Raw genomic sequence first — 16,673 nt, forward strand, 5'->3', positions numbered from 1 at the left:
TGTTGTCTGCGTTGTCCACGTCCGTCGCGGTCAAGGTGCCGCTTAGGCTCAACGCCGCATCGGTTTCAGAGGCCACGACCTCTGTGTCGCCTGCGATCGTCGCCGCATCGTTCGTGCCATTGATCGTCACTTTCACGACTTGCTCTGTGCCGTCTACCGACGTCACCGTGAAGCTTTCGACTTTGCTGTCGCCAACATTCATCTCATTGAACGCACTGTTCGCCACGAACGTCCACTCGCCATTTTCCGCGATGCTGAACGTGCCGTTGGTGCCTTCGATGCTTGTCGCTGTGAAGGTGTTGTCTGCGTTGTCCACGTCCGTCGCGGTCAAGGTGCCGCTTAGGCTCAACGCCGCATCGGTTTCAGAGGCCACGACCTCTGTGTCGCCTGCGATCGTCGCCGCATCGTTCGTGCCATTGATCGTCACTTTCACGACTTGCTCTGTGCCGTCTACCGACGTCACCGTGAAGCTTTCGACTTTGCTGTCGCCAACATTCATCTCATTGAACGCACTGTTCGCCACGAACGTCCACTCGCCATTTTCCGCGATGCTGAACGTGCCGTTGGTGCCTTCGATGCTTGTCGCTGTGAAGGTGTTGTCTGCGTTGTCCACGTCCGTCGCGGTCAAGGTGCCGCTTAGGCTCAACGCCGCATCGGTTTCAGAGGCCACGACCTCTGTGTCGCCTGCGATCGTCGCCGCATCGTTCGTGCCATTGATCGTCACTTTCACGACTTGCTCTGTGCCGTCTACCGACGTCACCGTGAAGCTTTCGACTTTGCTGTCGCCAACATTCATCTCATTGAACGCACTGTTCGCCACGAACGTCCACTCGCCATTTTCCGCGATGCTGAACGTGCCGTTGGTGCCTTCGATGCTTGTCGCTGTGAAGGTGTTGTCTGCGTTGTCCACGTCCGTCGCGGTCAAGGTGCCGCTTAGGCTCAACGCCGCATCGGTTTCAGAGGCCACGACCTCTGTGTCGCCTGCGATCGTCGCCGCATCGTTCGTGCCATTGATCGTCACTTTCACGACTTGCTCTGTGCCGTCTACCGACGTCACCGTGAAGCTTTCGACTTTGCTGTCGCCAACATTCATCTCATTGAACGCACTGTTCGCCACGAACGTCCACTCGCCATTTTCCGCGATGCTGAACGTGCCGTTGGTGCCTTCGATGCTTGTCGCTGTGAAGGTGTTGTCTGCGTTGTCCACGTCCGTCGCGGTCAAGGTGCCGCTTAGGCTCAACGCCGCATCGGTTTCAGAGGCCACGACCTCTGTGTCGCCTGCGATCGTCGCCGCATCGTTCGTGCCATTGATCGTCACTTTCACGACTTGCTCTGTGCCGTCTACCGACGTCACCGTGAAGCTTTCGACTTTGCTGTCGCCAACATTCATCTCATTGAACGCACTGTTCGCCACGAACGTCCACTCGCCATTTTCCGCGATGCTGAACGTGCCGTTGGTGCCTTCGATGCTTGTCGCTGTGAAGGTGTTGTCTGCGTTGTCCACGTCCGTCGCGGTCAAGGTGCCGCTTAGGCTCAACGCCGCATCGGTTTCAGAGGCCACGACCTCTGTGTCGCCTGCGATCGTCGCCGCATCGTTCGTGCCATTGATCGTCACTTTCACGACTTGCTCTGTGCCGTCTACCGACGTCACCGTGAAGCTTTCGACTTTGCTGTCGCCAACATTCATCTCATTGAACGCACTGTTCGCCACGAACGTCCACTCGCCATTTTCCGCGATGCTGAACGTGCCGTTGGTGCCTTCGATGCTTGTCGCTGTGAAGGTGTTGTCTGCGTTGTCCACGTCCGTCGCGGTCAAGGTGCCGCTTAGGCTCAACGCCGCATCGGTTTCAGAGGCCACGACCTCTGTGTCGCCTGCGATCGTCGCCGCATCGTTCGTGCCATTGATCGTCACTTTCACGACTTGCTCTGTGCCGTCTACCGACGTCACCGTGAAGCTTTCGACTTTGCTGTCGCCAACATTCATCTCATTGAACGCACTGTTCGCCACGAACGTCCACTCGCCATTTTCCGCGATGCTGAACGTGCCGTTGGTGCCTTCGATGCTTGTCGCTGTGAAGGTGTTGTCTGCGTTGTCCACGTCCGTCGCGGTCAAGGTGCCGCTTAGGCTCAACGCCGCATCGGTTTCAGAGGCCACGACCTCTGTGTCGCCTGCGATCGTCGCCGCATCGTTCGTGCCATTGATCGTCACTTTCACGACTTGCTCTGTGCCGTCTACCGACGTCACCGTGAAGCTTTCGACTTTGCTGTCGCCAACATTCATCTCATTGAACGCACTGTTCGCCACGAACGTCCACTCGCCATTTTCCGCGATGCTGAACGTGCCGTTGGTGCCTTCGATGCTTGTCGCTGTGAAGGTGTTGTCTGCGTTGTCCACGTCCGTCGCGGTCAAGGTGCCGCTTAGGCTCAACGCCGCATCGGTTTCAGAGGCCACGACCTCTGTGTCGCCTGCGATCGTCGCCGCATCGTTCGTGCCATTGATCGTCACTTTCACGACTTGCTCTGTGCCGTCTACCGACGTCACCGTGAAGCTTTCGACTTTGCTGTCGCCAACATTCATCTCATTGAACGCACTGTTCGCCACGAACGTCCACTCGCCATTTTCCGCGATGCTGAACGTGCCGTTGGTGCCTTCGATGCTTGTCGCTGTGAAGGTGTTGTCTGCGTTGTCCACGTCCGTCGCGGTCAAGGTGCCGCTTAGGCTCAACGCCGCATCGGTTTCAGAGGCCACGACCTCTGTGTCGCCTGCGATCGTCGCCGCATCGTTCGTGCCATTGATCGTCACTTTCACGACTTGCTCTGTGCCGTCTACCGACGTCACCGTGAAGCTTTCGACTTTGCTGTCGCCAACATTCATCTCATTGAACGCACTGTTCGCCACGAACGTCCACTCGCCATTTTCCGCGATGCTGAACGTGCCGTTGGTGCCTTCGATGCTTGTCGCTGTGAAGGTGTTGTCTGCGTTGTCCACGTCCGTCGCGGTCAAGGTGCCGCTTAGGCTCAACGCCGCATCGGTTTCAGAGGCCACGACCTCTGTGTCGCCTGCGATCGTCGCCGCATCGTTCGTGCCATTGATCGTCACTTTCACGACTTGCTCTGTGCCGTCTACCGACGTCACCGTGAAGCTTTCGACTTTGCTGTCGCCAACATTCATCTCATTGAACGCACTGTTCGCCACGAACGTCCACTCGCCATTTTCCGCGATGCTGAACGTGCCGTTGGTGCCTTCGATGCTTGTCGCTGTGAAGGTGTTGTCTGCGTTGTCCACGTCCGTCGCGGTCAAGGTGCCGCTTAGGCTCAACGCCGCATCGGTTTCAGAGGCCACGACCTCTGTGTCGCCTGCGATCGTCGCCGCATCGTTCGTGCCATTGATCGTCACTTTCACGACTTGCTCTGTGCCGTCTACCGACGTCACCGTGAAGCTTTCGACTTTGCTGTCGCCAACATTCATCTCATTGAACGCACTGTTCGCCACGAACGTCCACTCGCCATTTTCCGCGATGCTGAACGTGCCGTTGGTGCCTTCGATGCTTGTCGCTGTGAAGGTGTTGTCTGCGTTGTCCACGTCCGTCGCGGTCAAGGTGCCGCTTAGGCTCAACGCCGCATCGGTTTCAGAGGCCACGACCTCTGTGTCGCCTGCGATCGTCGCCGCATCGTTCGTGCCATTGATCGTCACTTTCACGACTTGCTCTGTGCCGTCTACCGACGTCACCGTGAAGCTTTCGACTTTGCTGTCGCCAACATTCATCTCATTGAACGCACTGTTCGCCACGAACGTCCACTCGCCATTTTCCGCGATGCTGAACGTGCCGTTGGTGCCTTCGATGCTTGTCGCTGTGAAGGTGTTGTCTGCGTTGTCCACGTCCGTCGCGGTCAAGGTGCCGCTTAGGCTCAACGCCGCATCGGTTTCAGAGGCCACGACCTCTGTGTCGCCTGCGATCGTCGCCGCATCGTTCGTGCCATTGATCGTCACTTTCACGACTTGCTCTGTGCCGTCTACCGACGTCACCGTGAAGCTTTCGACTTTGCTGTCGCCAACATTCATCTCATTGAACGCACTGTTCGCCACGAACGTCCACTCGCCATTTTCCGCGATGCTGAACGTGCCGTTGGTGCCTTCGATGCTTGTCGCTGTGAAGGTGTTGTCTGCGTTGTCCACGTCCGTCGCGGTCAAGGTGCCGCTTAGGCTCAACGCCGCATCGGTTTCAGAGGCCACGACCTCTGTGTCGCCTGCGATCGTCGCCGCATCGTTCGTGCCATTGATCGTCACTTTCACGACTTGCTCTGTGCCGTCTACCGACGTCACCGTGAAGCTTTCGACTTTGCTGTCGCCAACATTCATCTCATTGAACGCACTGTTCGCCACGAACGTCCACTCGCCATTTTCCGCGATGCTGAACGTGCCGTTGGTGCCTTCGATGCTTGTCGCTGTGAAGGTGTTGTCTGCGTTGTCCACGTCCGTCGCGGTCAAGGTGCCGCTTAGGCTCAACGCCGCATCGGTTTCAGAGGCCACGACCTCTGTGTCGCCTGCGATCGTCGCCGCATCGTTCGTGCCATTGATCGTCACTTTCACGACTTGCTCTGTGCCGTCTACCGACGTCACCGTGAAGCTTTCGACTTTGCTGTCGCCAACATTCATCTCATTGAACGCACTGTTCGCCACGAACGTCCACTCGCCATTTTCCGCGATGCTGAACGTGCCGTTGGTGCCTTCGATGCTTGTCGCTGTGAAGGTGTTGTCTGCGTTGTCCACGTCCGTCGCGGTCAAGGTGCCGCTTAGGCTCAACGCCGCATCGGTTTCAGAGGCCACGACCTCTGTGTCGCCTGCGATCGTCGCCGCATCGTTCGTGCCATTGATCGTCACTTTCACGACTTGCTCTGTGCCGTCTACCGACGTCACCGTGAAGCTTTCGACTTTGCTGTCGCCAACATTCATCTCATTGAACGCACTGTTCGCCACGAACGTCCACTCGCCATTTTCCGCGATGCTGAACGTGCCGTTGGTGCCTTCGATGCTTGTCGCTGTGAAGGTGTTGTCTGCGTTGTCCACGTCCGTCGCGGTCAAGGTGCCGCTTAGGCTCAACGCCGCATCGGTTTCAGAGGCCACGACCTCTGTGTCGCCTGCGATCGTCGCCGCATCGTTCGTGCCATTGATCGTCACTTTCACGACTTGCTCTGTGCCGTCTACCGACGTCACCGTGAAGCTTTCGACTTTGCTGTCGCCAACATTCATCTCATTGAACGCACTGTTCGCCACGAACGTCCACTCGCCATTTTCCGCGATGCTGAACGTGCCGTTGGTGCCTTCGATGCTTGTCGCTGTGAAGGTGTTGTCTGCGTTGTCCACGTCCGTCGCGGTCAAGGTGCCGCTTAGGCTCAACGCCGCATCGGTTTCAGAGGCCACGACCTCTGTGTCGCCTGCGATCGTCGCCGCATCGTTCGTGCCATTGATCGTCACTTTCACGACTTGCTCTGTGCCGTCTACCGACGTCACCGTGAAGCTTTCGACTTTGCTGTCGCCAACATTCATCTCATTGAACGCACTGTTCGCCACGAACGTCCACTCGCCATTTTCCGCGATGCTGAACGTGCCGTTGGTGCCTTCGATGCTTGTCGCTGTGAAGGTGTTGTCTGCGTTGTCCACGTCCGTCGCGGTCAAGGTGCCGCTTAGGCTCAACGCCGCATCGGTTTCAGAGGCCACGACCTCTGTGTCGCCTGCGATCGTCGCCGCATCGTTCGTGCCATTGATCGTCACTTTCACGACTTGCTCTGTGCCGTCTACCGACGTCACCGTGAAGCTTTCGACTTTGCTGTCGCCAACATTCATCTCATTGAACGCACTGTTCGCCACGAACGTCCACTCGCCATTTTCCGCGATGCTGAACGTGCCGTTGGTGCCTTCGATGCTTGTCGCTGTGAAGGTGTTGTCTGCGTTGTCCACGTCCGTCGCGGTCAAGGTGCCGCTTAGGCTCAACGCCGCATCGGTTTCAGAGGCCACGACCTCTGTGTCGCCTGCGATCGTCGCCGCATCGTTCGTGCCATTGATCGTCACTTTCACGACTTGCTCTGTGCCGTCTACCGACGTCACCGTGAAGCTTTCGACTTTGCTGTCGCCAACATTCATCTCATTGAACGCACTGTTCGCCACGAACGTCCACTCGCCATTTTCCGCGATGCTGAACGTGCCGTTGGTGCCTTCGATGCTTGTCGCTGTGAAGGTGTTGTCTGCGTTGTCCACGTCCGTCGCGGTCAAGGTGCCGCTTAGGCTCAACGCCGCATCGGTTTCAGAGGCCACGACCTCTGTGTCGCCTGCGATCGTCGCCGCATCGTTCGTGCCATTGATCGTCACTTTCACGACTTGCTCTGTGCCGTCTACCGACGTCACCGTGAAGCTTTCGACTTTGCTGTCGCCAACATTCATCTCATTGAACGCACTGTTCGCCACGAACGTCCACTCGCCATTTTCCGCGATGCTGAACGTGCCGTTGGTGCCTTCGATGCTTGTCGCTGTGAAGGTGTTGTCTGCGTTGTCCACGTCCGTCGCGGTCAAGGTGCCGCTTAGGCTCAACGCCGCATCGGTTTCAGAGGCCACGACCTCTGTGTCGCCTGCGATCGTCGCCGCATCGTTCGTGCCATTGATCGTCACTTTCACGACTTGCTCTGTGCCGTCTACCGACGTCACCGTGAAGCTTTCGACTTTGCTGTCGCCAACATTCATCTCATTGAACGCACTGTTCGCCACGAACGTCCACTCGCCATTTTCCGCGATGCTGAACGTGCCGTTGGTGCCTTCGATGCTTGTCGCTGTGAAGGTGTTGTCTGCGTTGTCCACGTCCGTCGCGGTCAAGGTGCCGCTTAGGCTCAACGCCGCATCGGTTTCAGAGGCCACGACCTCTGTGTCGCCTGCGATCGTCGCCGCATCGTTCGTGCCATTGATCGTCACTTTCACGACTTGCTCTGTGCCGTCTACCGACGTCACCGTGAAGCTTTCGACTTTGCTGTCGCCAACATTCATCTCATTGAACGCACTGTTCGCCACGAACGTCCACTCGCCATTTTCCGCGATGCTGAACGTGCCGTTGGTGCCTTCGATGCTTGTCGCTGTGAAGGTGTTGTCTGCGTTGTCCACGTCCGTCGCGGTCAAGGTGCCGCTTAGGCTCAACGCCGCATCGGTTTCAGAGGCCACGACCTCTGTGTCGCCTGCGATCGTCGCCGCATCGTTCGTGCCATTGATCGTCACTTTCACGACTTGCTCTGTGCCGTCTACCGACGTCACCGTGAAGCTTTCGACTTTGCTGTCGCCAACATTCATCTCATTGAACGCACTGTTCGCCACGAACGTCCACTCGCCATTTTCCGCGATGCTGAACGTGCCGTTGGTGCCTTCGATGCTTGTCGCTGTGAAGGTGTTGTCTGCGTTGTCCACGTCCGTCGCGGTCAAGGTGCCGCTTAGGCTCAACGCCGCATCGGTTTCAGAGGCCACGACCTCTGTGTCGCCTGCGATCGTCGCCGCATCGTTCGTGCCATTGATCGTCACTTTCACGACTTGCTCTGTGCCGTCTACCGACGTCACCGTGAAGCTTTCGACTTTGCTGTCGCCAACATTCATCTCATTGAACGCACTGTTCGCCACGAACGTCCACTCGCCATTTTCCGCGATGCTGAACGTGCCGTTGGTGCCTTCGATGCTTGTCGCTGTGAAGGTGTTGTCTGCGTTGTCCACGTCCGTCGCGGTCAAGGTGCCGCTTAGGCTCAACGCCGCATCGGTTTCAGAGGCCACGACCTCTGTGTCGCCTGCGATCGTCGCCGCATCGTTCGTGCCATTGATCGTCACTTTCACGACTTGCTCTGTGCCGTCTACCGACGTCACCGTGAAGCTTTCGACTTTGCTGTCGCCAACATTCATCTCATTGAACGCACTGTTCGCCACGAACGTCCACTCGCCATTTTCCGCGATGCTGAACGTGCCGTTGGTGCCTTCGATGCTTGTCGCTGTGAAGGTGTTGTCTGCGTTGTCCACGTCCGTCGCGGTCAAGGTGCCGCTTAGGCTCAACGCCGCATCGGTTTCAGAGGCCACGACCTCTGTGTCGCCTGCGATCGTCGCCGCATCGTTCGTGCCATTGATCGTCACTTTCACGACTTGCTCTGTGCCGTCTACCGACGTCACCGTGAAGCTTTCGACTTTGCTGTCGCCAACATTCATCTCATTGAACGCACTGTTCGCCACGAACGTCCACTCGCCATTTTCCGCGATGCTGAACGTGCCGTTGGTGCCTTCGATGCTTGTCGCTGTGAAGGTGTTGTCTGCGTTGTCCACGTCCGTCGCGGTCAAGGTGCCGCTTAGGCTCAACGCCGCATCGGTTTCAGAGGCCACGACCTCTGTGTCGCCTGCGATCGTCGCCGCATCGTTCGTGCCATTGATCGTCACTTTCACGACTTGCTCTGTGCCGTCTACCGACGTCACCGTGAAGCTTTCGACTTTGCTGTCGCCAACATTCATCTCATTGAACGCACTGTTCGCCACGAACGTCCACTCGCCATTTTCCGCGATGCTGAACGTGCCGTTGGTGCCTTCGATGCTTGTCGCTGTGAAGGTGTTGTCTGCGTTGTCCACGTCCGTCGCGGTCAAGGTGCCGCTTAGGCTCAACGCCGCATCGGTTTCAGAGGCCACGACCTCTGTGTCGCCTGCGATCGTCGCCGCATCGTTCGTGCCATTGATCGTCACTTTCACGACTTGCTCTGTGCCGTCTACCGACGTCACCGTGAAGCTTTCGACTTTGCTGTCGCCAACATTCATCTCATTGAACGCACTGTTCGCCACGAACGTCCACTCGCCATTTTCCGCGATGCTGAACGTGCCGTTGGTGCCTTCGATGCTTGTCGCTGTGAAGGTGTTGTCTGCGTTGTCCACGTCCGTCGCGGTCAAGGTGCCGCTTAGGCTCAACGCCGCATCGGTTTCAGAGGCCACGACCTCTGTGTCGCCTGCGATCGTCGCCGCATCGTTCGTGCCATTGATCGTCACTTTCACGACTTGCTCTGTGCCGTCTACCGACGTCACCGTGAAGCTTTCGACTTTGCTGTCGCCAACATTCATCTCATTGAACGCACTGTTCGCCACGAACGTCCACTCGCCATTTTCCGCGATGCTGAACGTGCCGTTGGTGCCTTCGATGCTTGTCGCTGTGAAGGTGTTGTCTGCGTTGTCCACGTCCGTCGCGGTCAAGGTGCCGCTTAGGCTCAACGCCGCATCGGTTTCAGAGGCCACGACCTCTGTGTCGCCTGCGATCGTCGCCGCATCGTTCGTGCCATTGATCGTCACTTTCACGACTTGCTCTGTGCCGTCTACCGACGTCACCGTGAAGCTTTCGACTTTGCTGTCGCCAACATTCATCTCATTGAACGCACTGTTCGCCACGAACGTCCACTCGCCATTTTCCGCGATGCTGAACGTGCCGTTGGTGCCTTCGATGCTTGTCGCTGTGAAGGTGTTGTCTGCGTTGTCCACGTCCGTCGCGGTCAAGGTGCCGCTTAGGCTCAACGCCGCATCGGTTTCAGAGGCCACGACCTCTGTGTCGCCTGCGATCGTCGCCGCATCGTTCGTGCCATTGATCGTCACTTTCACGACTTGCTCTGTGCCGTCTACCGACGTCACCGTGAAGCTTTCGACTTTGCTGTCGCCAACATTCATCTCATTGAACGCACTGTTCGCCACGAACGTCCACTCGCCATTTTCCGCGATGCTGAACGTGCCGTTGGTGCCTTCGATGCTTGTCGCTGTGAAGGTGTTGTCTGCGTTGTCCACGTCCGTCGCGGTCAAGGTGCCGCTTAGGCTCAACGCCGCATCGGTTTCAGAGGCCACGACCTCTGTGTCGCCTGCGATCGTCGCCGCATCGTTGATTGGATTAACACCCACATTCACTGTAAACGTATCAGTTCCACCCTGACCATCAGAGACGATAATCGTGAAGTTGTCGCTGCCGTTGTAATCATCGTTTGGTGTATAGGTCCAGTTGCCTTTGTCATCAACAGTCACTGACCCATTAGACGGATCGCTGCCTTTTGAAAAGCTTAACGAGTCGTTATCGTCATCTGATGCAGACAGTGAGCCGCTCACTGGTGTGTCTTCGTCGGTGGTTACCTCAACGCTGTCGCCCAGTGGGTTGCCGTTTTCATCGGTGATGACTGGGGTATCGTTGATTGGGGTAACGCCAACATTAACTGTGATCGTATCAGTACCACCCTGGCCATCTGAAACAACGACTGAGAAACTATCATTGCCGTTGAAGTTATTATCTGGTGTGTACGTCCAACTACCGTCGCTATTTAGAACAACGGAGCCATTGTTTGGAGATTGAGACAGTGAGAACGTCAGAGCATCATTGTCTACGTCAAGAGCGTTTAGAACGCCGTTGACAGGTGTATCTTCATCTGTCGTAAAAGTTACGACGTCACCAGTTTCAGCGTTGTTCGAATCAACAAAAGATGGATTACTGTTTAAAGGGGTTGCTGATTCAGTCAATGAACGGAAGGCATCAAGAAGACTCAGGCTCTGAGTGCGAGACATGCCCAGAGCTTCAAAACCCGTTGTTACGAAGTCGGTACCAGGGATGGTTTCTTCGCCATCTCGCTCGATGGTTCCGCTCGCACTTAAACTAGAACCATTCTGACCAGCAGCGGTAGCGAACTCTTCACCTAACTCTGTTGGGTCTTGACCTTCTTCTAATGCAGCAAAAATATTCGCTATGTCTTGGTCAAGTTCAACTTCCCCACCTTCTTCTGGTGAAAAGCGTTTTGCTAATAACTGAGGTTCATTGGATCCGTTCTGGGATTCAAGAACGACATCCCCTGTTTGTAGTGGTTGGCCTTCTTCTAAGACTTTAATCGTACCATCTACCGAGATAACAATGCGCTGGCCAAATGCTAATGCACCACCCAAATTCAATGTTGTCATGTCCATATAAACCCCTAAAAAATCATTTTCTTGTCATCAACGTCAAAATAGTGACATTATATTTATAATATTAGTTAAAATATAACACCTAAAGTCATATAATTCATAGTTATGAATCCATTATTTAACAACGTCAAACACAGGGTGATGACAATGATCACATGAAGTGACAATTCAGGTGCTCAAACCAGTAATATAAGTTATTGTGTTAGCGCAAAATAATTCGAATATTAACGTAAGATTTAAGTGCTCAAAAACATCATAAAACGCACAGCGATCGGTTAACAATTTTTCAACTATTGACGACTGCTATTTTAGCGATCGTAATTTTTTTGGCGGTTCATCTAAATTTTGTATATAAACGTTCAAACTGCAAATTTAGATGTTGGCCTATTTTGGGGAGATGCAAATTGAATTGGATTCAAACGACTACATTAGGGTTAGCTATAGCACTGAGTTTACCGACTAAAGCCCAGACCCTAGAGCAAGCCGTTGCGTTTACTTTAGAAAGTAACCCTGAAATCAAAAGTGCTTATAATGAATACGTCAGCAAGCGTTATCTTAATGATGCTTCTGGTGCTGCTTACCGACCAAGTATAGACTTAGATGGCGGGATCGGATACGAACATACCGACCTTGCTACCAATCAGGACACAACCGACCTGACACGAAAAGAAGCAACGATTACGCTTACCCAACTGATATGGGACGGTGCAAACACCTCTAATGATATCGATCGAACTGCCGCTGACGCTGAATCAGTTCGCTATCAATTGCTATCAAATGCTCAAGATATCGCACTAGAGGTGACTAAGGTGTATCTTGACGCCGTAAAAGCCTATGAAGTGCTGTCACTTTCTGAAAACAATCTAGCGACACACAAAGAGATATACAGCGATATTCGTAAGCGTGTTGAATCCGGAATAGGTTCAACAGCAGATATGTCACAAGTAGAGGCGCGTATTGCGAAAGCACACGGTAATTTACTTGCGGCTCAAAACAATCTTTTTGATACCCACACTCAATTTAAGAGGCTTGTTGGCCAATCTCCGCTTGGACTAACTTTCCCTCGTGCAGACGCGGGCGCTATTCCTTACACTGTTGACGGTGCATTGGCAAAAGCGTTTAACCAGCACCCTGTAATTAAGATCGCTCAAGCCGATGTTGACTCAGCAAAGTATCAATACAAGCAGTCTAAGAGTACCAACTACCCGACTGTTTCTTTTGAAGCCGCTCAAACCTGGCGCGATGATGCCGGCGGTACAGAAGGCAGCAGCGATGAATTCTCTGCTATGGTTCGTTTGAGATATAACTTGTACAACGGTGGGTCTGACCAAGATCGTGCTGAAAGTGCCGCTTATCAACTCAACAAAGCAAAAGACCTCCGCGAGAGTACTTACCGTAATGTGGAAGAGAGCTTACGTTTATCATGGAGTGCGCTTGATTTAACCGTACAACAAAAAGAGTTCCTATCTGACCACGTAGACTCGGCATCAGACACAGTTATCTCGTATGAGAAACAATACCGCATAGGTAAGCGTACCCTTCTCGATTTACTGAACACCGAGAATGAATTATTCGAAGCTCGTAAAGGCTATTTAGACGCTAAGTATGACGAGCAATACGCAAAATATCGCGTAATGAACGCAACTGGTAACCTACTCATCGGTTTACGAGTTGAGATCCCAGAAGAATGGAATGAAAAGGTGGAATATTAATGAAGCTTACCAACACAGTATTATCGCTTTGCTTCATGGTTGTATCTGCCAATGCTTTAGCTGAAAACAACGAGGACGAATTTGAATATCGCGCTCTTCCGCCTGTTACTCAAATTTACGACCTTCAAGATGATGACAATGACGGTGTAATCAACGCGCGAGATCTGTGTGTCGATACTCAGATTGGTGCAGAAATAGATAACGACGGTTGTGGTTCATATTTCGAGTCATCAGAAAAAAAAGAGCTTCACATACTCTTTGCTAATAACTCTACAGAAATTAATCCAGTCTTTCTTGGCCAGATACGCCAGATGGCCGCATTTTTGAAGCGTTACGAGGGCACGACCATTGAATTGCAAGGTTATGCTAGTAAAGTGGGCAATGCAGAACACAATTTAAAACTGTCAAAAGAACGCGCATCGCATGTAAGACGCGCACTCATCAGCAATGGAATTCAACCATCTCGAGTCAACATCGTTGGTCATGGTGATTCTGATTTCAACAGCGATGACACCCAAATCAATCACGCATTGCATCGAAAAGTTGTCGCTTCTGTTGCTGGCTTTAAAGGCAATATCAAAGAAGAATGGCATATCTTCACCAAAATCAAAAAGTAGCTTCTACCTCACTCCACCCATACTGAAACGTTATCTTAAGCTAACGTTTCAGTATTCTTATAATTCCTTGAATAGCATATACCTAAGCCGTCTATAATGTTAATCTTGCGTCGTTATCAACATAGAGAATTAATCCATGAGCAAACTAACTGCTGATATTCAAGAAAATCTAGAACTTTTCGTTTCTGAAACACAAGAAACTAAACTGGTGTGGGGCCTTCGCAATGATGAAGGTTGGCTAGCATGTGATTCAAGTGAATTCGAAAACAGCGAAGTGATGCCGTTCTGGTCTTCAAAAGAAGATGCTCAAACTCATAACGTTGAAGAATGGGCTGATTTCGAAGTACTAGAAATTCCACTAGATATCTTTGTAGAAGATTGGTTACTGACTCTTGCTGAAGACGGCGTTCTTGTTGGTACTAACTGGAATGCAACATTAGAAGGCAAAGAACTAGAGCCTTCTGATCTGGCGAAACTATACATCTAGTTTCCAGTATCGGCCGTGTAAACGCGCATGGCCGATATCTCTCTAATTTATGCTATCTGTCTGAGAGATATCATAAATTAGAGACTTCACCCGCATAACTTCATACCAAAACCATTCAAAATTTGAAGCAAGATCAAACTAAACATAGAATGTCGTTCTTTATCTGAATAATAGTCTGTTGTGATTCGTTCCGTTTTACTTACCTCCCTGATTTTCATTAGCTTTTTTACTGCTAGCCAAGAATCACCATCAGATCGATATTCCTCAAAAAATACTTCTATTCTCGGGGCTATTGCAACCCCCAACGCTAACTGGAATGCCCTCTATCTTTCTACACTAGAACGCTCACCTTCTCGCGCATTGAATATGTTGCAAACCCGCTATACAAGCTTGAGTTCTTTTGGAGACAAACTCTATATATCATCTCTCTTGTATCACTACATGAGCCACAGAGATCAGCCCTTCTATGGTATTGCCTCAATAAACGACGAGTACCAATCCATAGAAGAGTCTTTTATTTCAGCGCTAGTGATGGATGGACAAGGTCGATATCAAGAAGCTCAGCAAGGCTTTTTAACACTGTTGACCAAAATGCAATCACGTAACGATTTGACGGGACGTGCGTTGTTAAAATATCAACTTTGTCGCTCTCTTAACGAGCAGGCCAAATATCATCAAGCTAACTACTACTGTTCTGCGCTTCAAGCTGACTTAAATGGCATTGCTGATCCAGTCTTACCAAAGTTTGCAACTTATCGAGTGATTGCCAACAATCAACATTTTCGTAGTGACTATCAAGCGGCCCTAAGTACTTATCTGTCACTGATCAATGTCTTTCCACAAGGTCACGATATCTCCGGGATCTACAACGATGTCGGCAATTTACTCAAAGAACTCAAACAATACAAAAAATCAGCACAATACTTGGAAGAAGCTCTGGTACTAAGGGACGATGCCTCTGATTTAATGAAAGCTCAAGTACACCATAGCCTTGCTGATTTATATTTAACTCAAGCCAACAATGAACGAGCGATTGAACACTTCCTCAAGGCTAAGGTATTGCTAAGTACGTCTTCTCATAGCTACGGAATCGCACTGACAAATTTAGGCTTAGGCAGAGCCTATACACAAACACGACAATATGATTTAGCGAGAGATTACTTAATCGAATCTCTGTCTGCTTCTAATGAACTGAACAATGATGTCATTCGTATCAACGCCTATTTGGCAATCAGCGATATGTTTGAGGAGCGTAAGTTAACAATAGAAGCACTCAATTATGCTCAACAAGCATTAGAGTTAGCAGAACTTGTTACGAGGCATAAATACATCGCTCAAGCACTTCTTCAACTTTCAACAATCCATCAGAAACTCGAAGACTACAAGCAAGCTTTCTATTTCTATCAACGATACTCATCCATTCAGATGGAAGCACGAGACATCGACAACCGACTTGCTTTTGAGGCGCTTGATCTTACGCACGCTAAATACGAACAAGAATTAGAAAACTCTTTTTTAACGAATCAAACTAGACTCGATCGTCTTCATATCGAGAAAATGGAACACCAGCGATTGATGTACAACATCATTGTCGTACTTTTAATATGCGCAGCGAGCTTTACTGTGTTTACCAACAAGAGTATTCGCGCGAGAGCGGCTATTGATAGGATGACTAAGGCTTATAGTCGAACCGAAATAATACGAAGAATCAAACGAGTGAAATGTTGTAACGGCGCGAACAGGCAACACGTTCTGGTTTTGCTAGACCTAGATAAGTTCAAAAAGATAAATGACGAACATGGCCACCCTACTGGTGATCGAGCACTCGTCCATATTAGTCAACAAATAAGAAAGCACTTGATGAATGATGAATTGTTTGGCCGCTTAGGCGGTGAAGAGTTTCTTATCATGCTGACCGACACGAAACCTTCAGAAGTCCGGGAGCGTGTTGAAGAGTTGCACTACGCGATATCCAGCACTGTCTTCTTATCAGAAAGCAAAAAGCCACTTAATGTAACCGCGAGTTTTGCTTATCTAGCAACCTCAAACGCATTAAGTGACTTTGATGACTTGTACTCGGTTCTTGACCAAGCACTTTATCAAGCGAAGAGTAATGGCCGAAATTGCATCATCGATGCTTATAACGACCCAATAGACTTACCTGATGTTATTTATTCTCAGCCTGTTTACGAACCAATTCAGCCATAATGCCTTCGCGATCACCTAGGTAATCGTTAAGGCCAACTTTTCTTAGTTCACATGCAGGACAATCACCACAACCGTCGCCGATGATGCCGTTGTAGCAAGTCAGAGTTTTATTGCGAACAAGCTCAAGTGCTGAATATTGGTCAGCCATCGCCCATGTTTCAGCTTTGTTCAGCCACATCAATGGTGTTTTGATATCGAGCTTCTTGTCCATGCCTTGTACAAGCGCAGAATTCATCGCTTTTACAAAATCATTGCGACAATCAGGATAGCCAGAGAAATCTGTTTCACACACACCAGTAATCAAAGTTTCAGCACCGATTTGGTACGCGTAAATACCAGCCAGTGTTAAGAAAAGAATATTACGACCAGGAACGAACGAGTTTGGCAATCCATTCTCTTGTAGCTCATGTGATACAGGAATATCGTCACGCGTTAGAGAGCTAATCGCTAGCTCATTCAACAGGGTCACATCCATCACTTTGTGTGCTTTCACACCAAGCTCTTTTGACAATGACTCTGCCACTTCAATCTCTAGCTTATGGCGCTGACCATAATCAAACGTAATCGCATGAACTTCATCATACTCTTTCAAAGCTTGAACAAGACAAGTGGTTGAGTCTTGACCACCACTGAATACTACAACTGCTTTTTTCATCTTAAATCCTTACGAGAAT

General features: G+C 51.3%; 6 protein-coding genes (1 of these 6 only partly in view). 4 read left to right on the forward strand and 2 right to left on the reverse strand.

The window, feature by feature from the left end:
• Positions 1-10,975, reverse strand: partial view of a VCBS domain-containing protein gene (locus tag AC3CKG_RS08870; RefSeq protein ID WP_488528183.1) — the 5' portion only. It extends 16,412 nt beyond the left edge of the window; 10,975 of the gene's 27,387 nt are visible here — the first part of the coding sequence; the start codon lies at positions 10,973-10,975; its stop codon lies off the left edge, out of view.
• 404 nt (positions 10,976-11,379) lie between these two features.
• Between AC3CKG_RS08870 and AC3CKG_RS08875 the strand changes: the two genes are divergently transcribed.
• The 4 genes from AC3CKG_RS08875 (at position 11,380) to AC3CKG_RS08890 (ending at position 15,999) form a co-directional block, all read left to right on the forward strand.
• Positions 11,380-12,687, forward strand: a complete 1,308-nt coding sequence (locus tag AC3CKG_RS08875) for a TolC family outer membrane protein (protein WP_488528184.1) — start codon at positions 11,380-11,382, stop codon at positions 12,685-12,687.
• Positions 12,687-13,304 (forward strand): OmpA family protein, encoded by a 618-nt coding sequence (locus tag AC3CKG_RS08880; protein ID WP_488528185.1) that lies wholly within the window; start codon positions 12,687-12,689, stop codon positions 13,302-13,304. The genes AC3CKG_RS08875 and AC3CKG_RS08880 overlap by 1 nt, the downstream gene beginning before the upstream one ends.
• Before the next feature lie 136 nt (positions 13,305-13,440).
• Entirely contained in the window at positions 13,441-13,791 is a 351-nt protein-coding gene (locus AC3CKG_RS08885) for a DUF2750 domain-containing protein (RefSeq protein ID WP_102517804.1), read from the forward strand.
• A gap of 366 nt (positions 13,792-14,157) precedes the next feature.
• Positions 14,158-15,999, forward strand: a complete 1,842-nt coding sequence (locus AC3CKG_RS08890) for a GGDEF domain-containing protein (protein ID WP_488528186.1) — start codon at positions 14,158-14,160, stop codon at positions 15,997-15,999.
• On the opposite strand, the gene queC is transcribed toward AC3CKG_RS08890, so the two are convergent.
• Positions 15,959-16,654, reverse strand: a complete 696-nt coding sequence (gene queC, locus AC3CKG_RS08895; protein ID WP_488528187.1) for a 7-cyano-7-deazaguanine synthase QueC — start codon at positions 16,652-16,654, stop codon at positions 15,959-15,961. The two genes, AC3CKG_RS08890 and queC, sit on opposite strands and share 41 nt — an antisense overlap.
• Positions 16,655-16,673: the final 19 nt, after the last annotated feature.

Source organism: Vibrio sp. QJM3NY_15 (genome assembly GCF_057785995.1).